Origin of the sequence: Pseudoalteromonas sp. XI10 (assembly GCF_001469895.1) — a bacterium.
Classification (GTDB): Bacteria; Pseudomonadota; Gammaproteobacteria; order Enterobacterales; family Alteromonadaceae; genus Pseudoalteromonas.
Genome location: NZ_LOPY01000049.1, coordinates 38,486 through 45,637 on the forward strand (window position 1 = coordinate 38,486; position 7,152 = coordinate 45,637).

Sequence of the window (7,152 nt, forward strand, 5' to 3'; positions counted from 1 at the left end):
TCTCACCCGTTTATTGCTGTGCTTGCATTGCAAAATCAATTTGTTCGTAATTAAAGCCTCGATACATCAAGTAGCGTACACGTTTCGCTCTTTCTTTCTGGTCGAGTTCTTTACCTGAATTTGAAAACTTCTTTAAATATGCGTCCTTTGCGAGTTCGAACCAATCGACTTCGAACTCCTCGAGCGTTTTATCTAATAGTGCTCGGTCTATCCCTTTTGCCATTGCTTCGCTCTGAATGCGTTTTACACCATGATACTTAGCTAAATGGCGGCGTACAAACCCTTCGCAATAGCGCTGTTCGTTAATAAAGTTGTGTGATTCACACCAATCTAACAAGCGCTCTGTGAACTCGGGTGTCGCCTCTTTTTGCTGTAACTTTCGCGTTAGATCCCGACGCGAATAATCTTGTCGAGACAATAACCAAAGTACGTAATTTTTTAACTTTTGTTCTTTATCATCCATTACGCGTCAAAGCGTCCTGATTGTGACGGCGCTTCGGGTGCTTTTGTTTGGTCATCACCTTTTGGCACAACCGGCATAAAAATAGCCTGAAAAGACACGAAGAAACTAATGTAACAAATTGGCATTAAAACCAATAGAGGAATAAACGATAAAGGAATACAGATCACCATTAAAACAGCGCAAATTAGGCCATAAACACCCAATGGCGCCATATTATGGTAAAACACCATAAATGAGGTTTTTAAAACCTGAAACATATTGCTTTGCTTTTGAAAATAAACCAAAGGCACAGCATAGGCAAAAGCGGTTAAATACACACAGATCGCCACTAAGAATACCGCAACTTGCCCCATTGAAATGGTTGCCAATAAATCCGCAATATGAGATTGGTTTTGTGGATCGAAAGTCTGGCTCGAAATAACTGCATAGGCATCTGCAAAAATGAAATTAGACAATAAGGCCAATAAAATACCTGCCGCCATTTGATACACGGCAACGCGCACTAAACCTATACGGTTTCCTTTATTACTAAACGGCTTAAAAATATCAGCCTGACTGATAGTCCCGCCTTGCTGCTTTGTTAACACAGCTTGATAAAGGCCCGCCATCAAAAATGGCGTCACAAACGCACCAACAACTTGCAGTAAAGGTAGTAGCAATGCCAAAAAGCTAATTATCACGATTAGCAGATGCATTAAAATAAAAGTCAAAGGTTGCAGCTTAAAGATTTCCCATCCAGCTTTAAACCATTTAACGCCCGCATCAGCTTTAAAAATACGTACTTCGATCGACATAGTTTCTCATTCAATAACGACAAAACGCACCGAGTATAACTGGGTGCGCTACTTGTTTATAGTCACCTGTAGTGAAATTTACTCAGGCTTTTTAATTTTTTTAATATCAAGCATGTGCGAGCCATGTTTGATTTTCGTTTCGAGGTAAGCTCGGTTACCTACTACACCCGCTTTAATGTGCGCATGAGTGCCAACCACTGAATCAACTTCAATACCTGCATCACGCAGTGCTTTAAGCTTATTTGGGTTATTAGTCATTAACTTAACGTGCTTTTGATTGAGTGCTTCAAGCATTAATACCGCGTCTGAAAAATCACGTAAATCATCAGCAAAACCCAAGTGGTTATTCGCTTCGTACGTATTCATACCTTGCGACTGTAATACGTAAGCATCAATTTTATTGTATAAACCAATGCCACGGCCCTCTTGGCGTAAATACAGTAAAATACCGCCTTGTTGGTGCATCATCTCGATACACTCATTTAATTGCTCACCACAATCACAACGTGACGAATGGAATACATCGCCCGTTAAACACTCTGAATGCATACGAATTAAAGGGATATCTTGCTCTGTGTCGGCTTGATTAAACACTAAAGCAACATGTTCTTGGCCATCATTTAAGCCACTGAAAGATACGATTTCTGCAGGGATATCACTGTTTTTGCCAACATTCAGCTGGACTCTTGCTCTTACTTGCGCCACGACAAATCCAAATTAAAAAATAAATGCGATACTGCAAATGTGATTACAACAGCTTGAAGGTTGTAAGGATGCAACATACGACGAGTGATAACTAATATTGAGGCAGTTACCAGCAATTCAAGTATTATACACTCAAACCACCCCAAGATACGAGCTTTGCGCCTCGCTTTAGTGACGCTAACAAAACACCTTAAAAGCTCTGCTTTTTAGAGCTAAACCTTTGAAATACAATAAATTACTAAACAAACCTTTGTAGATATTCGAAAAAATAGATTAGTTTAATCTCAATAAACCGCTAAGCCTTTAACAACCACCTATCAAAATAATAAAAATAACAGTGTAATGATGAGCTTCAGCGCTGATTAATAACGTACTTAAAGCGCTAAATAAAACAATTATGAGGAATAACCAAAAAGTGATGCTTGAAGCTTAAACTGCTCTGCTAACTCATCAATTATAACCCTTTGACTAAGCTTTAAATATCTTGAGCGTGGCCAAACAACATTGATTGGCATAACCGCACCTGAAAAGGTATCTAAAACACTAGTTAGTCTATTACTATCTAGCTGCTCTTGAATAAGCCATGTAGGTAATTGTGCAACACCTAAACCATTAAGTGCGGCATTAAGCATCGCATCTCCATCACTGAGCATATATCTGGCATTGATTAACTGGTTAAATGACTGCTTTTTACTATCTTTGAATAACCATGTTGGCTGCGAAGATCGCTTACTGCCAATAATACAATCATGAGTGAGCAAATCCGCAGGAGTGTCTGGCACACCATGTTGGTCAAAATAATCTTGACTACCACACACTGTTAGTTTTTGATAACCCAACAATTTTGCTACCAGATCGGCATCATCTTCTAATGTGCCGATACGTACCACCAAATCAACATTTTCATTTATTAAATTGATACGACTTTCACTAAAGTGAACCGCAAGCTCTAGTTTAGGATACTTGTTTGCTAATTTAGAAAGAATTGGCATTACATACTTACGGCCGAATGCCGCAGGTAAGTGAAGCTTTACTTGCCCCGAAACATTATGGCTACCGGCAGTGACAGCTTGCTCTAGGCTATCTATTTCAGCCAGTATTTTTACCCAGCCTTCAAAATAATGCTGCCCTTCTGGGGTTGCCATAATTTTACGAGTTGTTCGATGCAGTAGCTTTGTACCTAACTTACTTTCAAGCCTAGTAACAGTTTTGCCAACAGCGGAGCCTGTTAAACCTAACCGATTACCAGCTGCTGTGAATGTACCCATGCGTAGTGTTTCAACAAACTCTCGAATACCAAAGAAAGGGCTATCTTCTGGTTTCATTATGGAATCTCAGGACAGAATAAATGGAATATTAGCTAGGTTATCATTTAAAAAGAAGATAATAAAATAGTGTTCACTTATTCAGCAATAGAGAAATATGATGAGCGAACGCAAACTTCTCGATTTACTCGAAAAAGAAGAGATCCGAACTCTTCGCTTAAACTACAGTCAGCTTTTAGACCTTGGTCAAATTCATAAAATGGAAGAAGTATTTACTAGCGACGCACGAGTCGAAGTAACAGTGGGTGAAATGAATGGAATTGAACAGATAAAGCAAGGATTAAAAAATGCTTATGATGAATTCGATACCCGCAATAGAAAGCACTTCCCTTTTGTTCATGCAGTGATGAACCATCAAATAGTGCTAACAGATAAAACGACAGCACAGGGTGAGTGCTATCTAATTGACTTTGTTACAAGTAGAGAGCAAAGCGAATCTCCGCTTTTATTAGTGGGCCGATACTTAGACCGCTATGAAAAAGTCGACGGTCAATGGCGCATTAGCCACTCTAAACTTGATGTTGTCTGGCCAGCGAATACGGGAGATCAGTAACATGAATAATCTACCAACTAGCTTTACAAATGTATTTGCCGACAACAAATTAACGCTGGGATTGCTCACTCCCCTTGAAGCTTACCCTAGCAGCCCTTTCCCTACCCTCAATGCTGATATAGCAACGGCTAAGCAGGCTGAACAAGCAGGTATCGCCAGTATTTGGTTTAGGGATGTGCCTTTTTATGACCCTAATTTTGGTGATGCTGCGCAGATGCTTGATCCATTCACTTACGCAGGTTTCATTGCTGCACATACAAATACAATTACTTTAGGCACCGCAGGGGCAGTTTTACCATTACGCGATCCTATCATGGTTGCCAAACAAGCAGCCTCAGTAGATCATCTAAGTAATGGTCGTTTTGTGTTAGGAGTTTCAACCGGAGATAGGCCAGTTGAATACCCGGCTTTTGGTGTCGATTTTAACGCGCGTGCTGAGCGCTACAGAGAGTCAGTTGAAATTATCAAAACATTACACCAACAAAGCTTTCCTAAACACATTAGCCAATATTACGGCGAGCTTGATGGTTCACTTGACCTTTATCCAAAACCAGTAAATCAGCAGATCCCCGTTATGGCCGTTGGTCGTTCTAGGCAATCATTTGAGTGGTTGGCTAATAATGTTAATGCTTGGATTTGGGCTGTTGATAATGAACAAGCCATCAGTGAAATCATTAACAACCTATCAATTGCAAGCAATAGCAACACAAGCCCACATTACGGCTATGCGACATTTTTTGATTTAGATAAAAACCCAGACGCCCCGTATCAGCGTTTTTATAATGTTGTACGAATTGGTCGAAATGCCCTTATTGAGCGACTGTTAAAACACAGAGAGCTTGGCGTAAAACACATTGCGCTAAACTTAAAACCTTCTCGAAGGGCTGCCAAAGATGTAATTGATGAATTGGGTAGCTTTGTTATTCCTGCTCTTGAAAAAGAGCAAAGAGAGCCTGCTGTATGAGTACTCAAGAAAAGCTCAAAAACTTAATATCTCAGTTTAAAGATAGCTGGTTACGCTCGGATAAGCACTCGTTAGCAAAGCTGTTTAGCTCTGATATCATTTTCAAAAGCCATCACCATGGCTCTATAAATGGGCAAAAGCATGTATCAACAACCTTGAGTGAAGATTTCATAAACTATGCAACGAATGCTGAATTTACAAATACGTTTACTGCACACCAAAAGGATTTTGCTGCAGCAAGCAGCTACGCTTATGTAGATGTAAATCATGGGCAAAAACGCTTTTTATGTGGTTGTACGTTTATTTTTCATTTCGTTTATGAAAACCAGAAATGGCTTATTAACCACATTAAATTTCAGGTTAACTGGAATAAAGGACAACAATCCTTGCTTCCTAACTGGAACATGCTTCCTGGAGTTCAGGGCTGGCAGCTAGTTGATGGTGCACCAACAATTGTGAGTGAATTACACTCTCCATGGGCATTAATTCGCAAGTTTAAAGCTACAGAGCCAAAGCAAGCCCTCATTGATCTTTATAACAAGTATGCATTTGCTGTTGATAACTGTGATATTAATTTACTTATTGATTGCTACAGCCAAGATATACAAGGCAGCTTTCCTCCTTTAGGTGATTTATCTGGTAGAGAAAGTGTTATAGGGAGTTTAAAAAACTTTAGACTGCTTGCGCCATTTTGGCAGCACTTTGCAGAGTTGGTCAAAATGGAGGTTAGCCAAGATAAAAAAGCAGCTCGATTTATCATTGCCCGAATCATTCCCGAAAAACCAGTGAATGATGGCAATCAAAAAATCTATGCAGCTCACTATCAGTTAGCAGCAAGATTAGAGTCAGATAACTGTTGGCGACTTTACGAATCCCATTACATACCTGGTTGGTTTGATAAACAGAGTTTGCCTGAGTTTATAATCTAAAAATAAAGCGCTCAATGTGAGCGCTTTTTCATAAGTACCTGCGACCGGTTAGGCTTAATCACTGTTTTTGCTTAAATTAAAAACAGTGATACATTAAAAATTACTAGATACCTTGTACCCCATGATGATAATGATTATCATCAACAAGTATTAATCCCCTCTTCTCTGGGCAAAATAATAAGGAATATTATGAAAAAGAGCTCACTTGCCTTATGTGTTGCATTACTATTTAGTCAGCAAGGCATTGCCAATGAAACGACCACCCAAGAATTTAACGACACCTACCGCGCTTATGTCGCTGCTGTAGAAAATAAGCAAGACAGTAGTGAGCTTGCTAAAAAAGCGTTTGAGCTTGGCAAAGAAATTTATGGTGAAAGCGCCGACAACACCGCCAATCTTGCTATTAACTATGCAAACAGCCTAGATAAAAGCGAACAAGAGCAACGCTTTGAGTTATATCGCACAGCCTACGAAATACTCGAAAAAAACCACGGCAAGCTAAGTGTGCAAGTGTATGATTCATTAATCGGCATGGCAGAATCAACTCCCTCAGCTAAGCGCGCTGATGCGTATCTTGATGATGTCATTGCCATTGCTGAAAAACAAAACTCAGACAAGCTTGTTGCTGATGCAAAAATGACCGCTGCTCGTATCCTTGCTTACAAAGGCACTGGCGAGCGCTATTACACAGCAAAGGAGTATCTTGAAGAAGCCGATAAGTACTACCAAGAAAACTTACCAAATAACGCTGTCGATCGTATTAGCGCTGACTTTTTAGTTGCCGCATTCGCAGAAAACCAACGTAAATACAGCACCGCTATTGAGCGATTGAATCACGTAGTAAGTGTATTTGATCAAGAGCTAGACTTTGATCATCAAACCGAATTAAACGCCCATTCAAAGCTAGTTCACTTATACGAAAAAACAGGTAAAAGCGACGAAGCAACCAAACATTGCTTAGCGATTGCGAAAATGGTGCCTTGGAAAGAAAGCCAAGAACAAGAGCCGTTGTACCGCGTACATCCTAAATATCCAAAATCAAAAGTTCAACGTATGGAAGATGGCAGTGTCGTAATGGAGTTTGAAGTAACCCCGTCAGGCTTTGTAGACAACATAACTGTGGTTGGCTCTGAGGGTGGCTCAGCATTTGAAAGAGAAGCTGTTAAAGCAGTAAAACAGTGGCGTTATGCCCCTAAGTTTGAAAATGGTCAAGCTATTGCTGCGACTTCTCGGGTGCAATTGGATTTTAAAATCAACAACTAAATAACAGGGTCGCAATGCGACCCTTTTTATACCAATTCGCTTAATTAAGTGAGCTATTTTGAGGCAAGAAAACCTCGTTGATAGCAAGGCAAAAATTTCGTTATTTAGTTGTGCTCGGCAATTGCTCCTGCATTGCTCTACCTTCTGCATCCATGC

The 7,152-nt window shown here is 40.0% G+C and carries 8 protein-coding genes; 4 read left to right on the plus strand and 4 right to left on the minus strand.

All coding sequences use genetic code 11. The annotated features are described in order from the left end of the window. Window positions 1–10 precede the first annotated feature (10 nt). From AUR67_RS13455 to AUR67_RS13470, 4 genes are all read right to left on the minus strand, one after another. The gene (locus tag AUR67_RS13455) at window positions 11–463 is read right to left on the minus strand and encodes a regulatory protein RecX (protein WP_054551279.1); all 453 of its coding nucleotides are present in this window, start codon (window positions 461–463) and stop codon (window positions 11–13) included. Then, window positions 463–1,257 carry a BPSS1780 family membrane protein gene (locus AUR67_RS13460; RefSeq protein ID WP_058585669.1) on the minus strand — a complete coding sequence of 265 codons (795 nt, stop codon included), beginning with the start codon at window positions 1,255–1,257 and terminating at the stop codon, window positions 463–465. Before AUR67_RS13460 ends, AUR67_RS13455 begins: the two co-directional genes overlap by 1 nt. Before the next feature lie 78 nt (window positions 1,258–1,335). Then, window positions 1,336–1,962, minus strand: coding sequence for a GTP cyclohydrolase II (locus tag AUR67_RS13465; protein ID WP_058585670.1), 627 nt, complete (start codon window positions 1,960–1,962; stop codon window positions 1,336–1,338). A 395-nt stretch (window positions 1,963–2,357) separates the two neighbouring features. After that, complete coding sequence (locus AUR67_RS13470) at window positions 2,358–3,287, minus strand: LysR family transcriptional regulator (RefSeq protein ID WP_058585671.1); 930 nt, start codon at window positions 3,285–3,287, stop codon at window positions 2,358–2,360. A gap of 100 nt (window positions 3,288–3,387) precedes the next feature. Here AUR67_RS13470 and AUR67_RS13475 point away from each other — a divergent pair, with 100 nt between their 5' ends. The 4 genes from AUR67_RS13475 to AUR67_RS13490 all read left to right on the plus strand — a co-directional run bounded on the left by AUR67_RS13475 (window position 3,388) and on the right by AUR67_RS13490 (window position 6,996). Beyond that, window positions 3,388–3,840, plus strand: a complete 453-nt coding sequence (locus tag AUR67_RS13475; protein WP_201024592.1) for a nuclear transport factor 2 family protein — start codon at window positions 3,388–3,390, stop codon at window positions 3,838–3,840. A 1-nt stretch (window position 3,841) separates the two neighbouring features. Further along, on the plus strand, window positions 3,842–4,804 hold the full coding sequence (locus AUR67_RS13480) for a TIGR03571 family LLM class oxidoreductase (RefSeq protein ID WP_201024593.1): 963 nt from the start codon (window positions 3,842–3,844) through the stop codon (window positions 4,802–4,804). Next, window positions 4,801–5,733 (plus strand): nuclear transport factor 2 family protein, encoded by a 933-nt coding sequence (locus AUR67_RS13485; RefSeq protein WP_058585673.1) that lies wholly within the window; start codon window positions 4,801–4,803, stop codon window positions 5,731–5,733. Before AUR67_RS13480 ends, AUR67_RS13485 begins: the two co-directional genes overlap by 4 nt. 189 nt (window positions 5,734–5,922) lie before the next feature. Beyond that, the gene (locus AUR67_RS13490; RefSeq protein ID WP_058585674.1) at window positions 5,923–6,996 is read left to right on the plus strand and encodes an energy transducer TonB; all 1,074 of its coding nucleotides are present in this window, start codon (window positions 5,923–5,925) and stop codon (window positions 6,994–6,996) included. Window positions 6,997–7,152 lie beyond the last annotated feature (156 nt).

Coding starts and splice junctions, on each gene's coding strand:
- AUR67_RS13455 (WP_054551279.1), bottom strand. CDS start 463: ATGGATGATAAAGAACAAAAGTTAAAAAATTACGTACTTTGGTTATTG.
- AUR67_RS13460 (WP_058585669.1), bottom strand. CDS start 1,257: ATGTCGATCGAAGTACGTATTTTTAAAGCTGATGCGGGCGTTAAATGG.
- AUR67_RS13470 (WP_058585671.1), bottom strand. CDS start 3,287: ATGAAACCAGAAGATAGCCCTTTCTTTGGTATTCGAGAGTTTGTTGAA.
- AUR67_RS13475 (WP_201024592.1), top strand. CDS start 3,388: ATGAGCGAACGCAAACTTCTCGATTTACTCGAAAAAGAAGAGATCCGA.
- AUR67_RS13480 (WP_201024593.1), top strand. CDS start 3,842: ATGAATAATCTACCAACTAGCTTTACAAATGTATTTGCCGACAACAAA.
- AUR67_RS13485 (WP_058585673.1), top strand. CDS start 4,801: ATGAGTACTCAAGAAAAGCTCAAAAACTTAATATCTCAGTTTAAAGAT.
- AUR67_RS13490 (WP_058585674.1), top strand. CDS start 5,923: ATGAAAAAGAGCTCACTTGCCTTATGTGTTGCATTACTATTTAGTCAG.